Origin of the sequence: Caulobacter sp. B11, from assembly GCF_002737765.1 — a bacterium.
GTDB lineage: Bacteria > Pseudomonadota > Alphaproteobacteria > Caulobacterales > Caulobacteraceae > Caulobacter.
This window is the reverse complement of record NZ_PEGG01000321.1, coordinates 1-2183: the sequence shown is the minus strand read 5'-3', so window position 1 is coordinate 2183 and position 2183 is coordinate 1. Positions and strand designations below refer to the sequence as shown.

Below are 2183 nucleotides of genomic sequence, written 5' to 3'. Positions count from 1 at the left end.
CCCTGCCGGTGCAGGTGATAGGCGCCAGAGGTCAGGTTGGACGAGACGCAAAAGAAGGGCAGCCACAGGTCGGCGATCTCGACGTCGTCGAAATGCTCGTCCAGGCGTTGGCGCACCTTCTCGCCGCGGGTCATGGCGATCATCGGAAAAGCGATGTCGTCCAGGGGGCTGGTGTCGACAAAGGCCCTGCGGATGCGGCTTTCCATCTCGCCGTCGTCCCAGCCCATGGCCACGCCGGCGGCGACAACCGCGCCCATCGAGGCCCCGCCCACGAAGTCGATCGGCACGCCGCGTCGCCGCAGGGCCTGGATCGCGCCGACATGGGCATAGGCTCGCGCGCCGCCGCCCGACAGCACCAGTCCCACCGACTGGCCGGTCAGCACGCGGGCCAGGCGCTGCACATCGGCGATGCCGTTCTCGCGTACATGAAACAGCCGCGCCGCCTGTGTGGCGCTCATCCAGGCGGCGGAACCGCTGGGACGCTTGATCCCCAGCGGCTGGGTCAGGATCAGATCGACCAGGCGCTGGGTCTGCAGCGGTCCTGACGCGTAGGACGGGATCACCGACGGCGGGGCGCGCTCGCCCTGGCCGACGCGGAACAGGCGGTCGACCTGCCGTCCCACCACGTGCTTCCACGCCGCTTCCTCGGCCTCGGCGACATAGAGGACGAAGTCGTGCTGGCGCTCGACATTGCCAAACCATTCGGTGGGGGCCAGCAGGCTTTCGGCCCCTTCGACGGTCACCGAATAGCCGAGATCGGCGATGGCGTGGGCGACGCGGTCGATCAGCGGGCGGATGGCGCGGCCCGGCTCGACGGCGATGAATCCGTAGACGGAGGGATCGCCGATCGAGGCCTGGGCCCCGGCCTGGCGGGCGCGGCGAATCATCAGCCGCGACAGTTCGATCATCACCGCAGGATCGCGCTCGACCGCCTCGAAGAAGGCCGCGCGGGGCAGGGCGAGGATTTCGCTGTCGCGCAGCGCGACCAGATTGGCCGAATGCGGCGCGCCGGCGATCATCGCCATCTCGCCGGCCGGTTCGCCCGGCCGAATCACGCCAAGGAACTGCGGCTCCTGGCCTTCTTCCCGCCGAAACGCGCCCAGTCGACCGGTGCGCACGAAGTAGAGATAGTCGGCCGCTTCGCCGGGAGCGTAGAGTGTCGCGCCGCCCGGCAATGAAAACCAGGCGGCGTCGCCTTCGCGATGCTCACGCGCGAAAAGCTGAGCCAGGGCCGTGTCGGCCATGAAATCGGGCAAGGTGACCACGAGGGGACGCTAACTTGAACCGCGCAACTTGGCCATCTTGGGTCAAATTCTGCGCCTTTCGATGCAGAATGGAAAAGGGTATGCCTCGTTCATGCCAAAGCTGAACACGGTTATCGACAAAAACGGCGAAACCTTCGCCAAAAACGCCGCCCATAACCGCGCCTTGGTCGAGACGCTGCGCGACAAGGTCGCTCTTGCGGCCCTGGGCGGCCCTGAGTCGTCGCGGCAAAGGCATGCGGCGCGCGGCAAGCTGCTGCCCCGCGAGCGGGTCGAGCGCCTGCTGGATCCCGGCTCGCCCTTTCTCGAGATCGGCCAGCTGGCCGCCTGCGACCTGTACAATGGCGAGGCCCCCGGGGCCGGCGTGATCACCGGCATCGGCCGGGTCTCGGGCCGCGAGGTGATGATCGTCGCCAATGACGCCACGGTGAAGGGCGGGGCCTATTTCCCGATCACCGTGAAGAAGCATCTGCGGGCCCAGGAGATCGCGGCCCAGAACCGACTGCCCTGCGTCTATCTGGTCGACAGCGGCGGCGCCAACCTGCCCCACCAGGACGAGGTCTTCCCCGACCGCGAGCACTTCGGCCGCATCTTCTTCAACCAGGCCCGGATGAGCGCCGCGGGCATCGCCCAGATCGCCTGCGTCATGGGCTCGTGCACCGCCGGCGGCGCCTATGTGCCGGCCATGAGCGACGAGACGGTGATCGTCCGCGACCAGGGCACCATCTTCCTGGCCGGTCCGCCGCTGGTGAAGGCCGCCACCGGCGAGGTGATCTCGGCCGAGGAGCTGGGCGGGGCCGACACCCATGGCCGCCGCTCGGGCGTGGTCGACCACGTGGCCAATGACGACGAGCATGCGCTGGAGATCGTCCGCTCGATCGTCGCCAATCTCAACACCACCAAGCCGGCGCAGCTGGTGAT

Annotated in this window: 2 protein-coding genes; one reads left to right on the top strand and one right to left on the bottom strand. The window is 68.2% G+C overall.

From position 1 onward, the window contains the following. Positions 1-1244: cyclic nucleotide-binding domain-containing protein (locus tag CSW58_RS11950; protein ID WP_201721660.1), on the bottom strand; the 1244-nt coding region annotated here is incomplete at its 3' end. 112 nt (positions 1245-1356) lie between these two features. Between CSW58_RS11950 and CSW58_RS11945 the strand changes: the two genes are divergently transcribed. Then, positions 1357-2183, top strand: an 827-nt coding sequence (locus CSW58_RS11945) for a carboxyl transferase domain-containing protein (RefSeq protein WP_304441649.1), incomplete at its 3' end; no start/stop codon positions are given.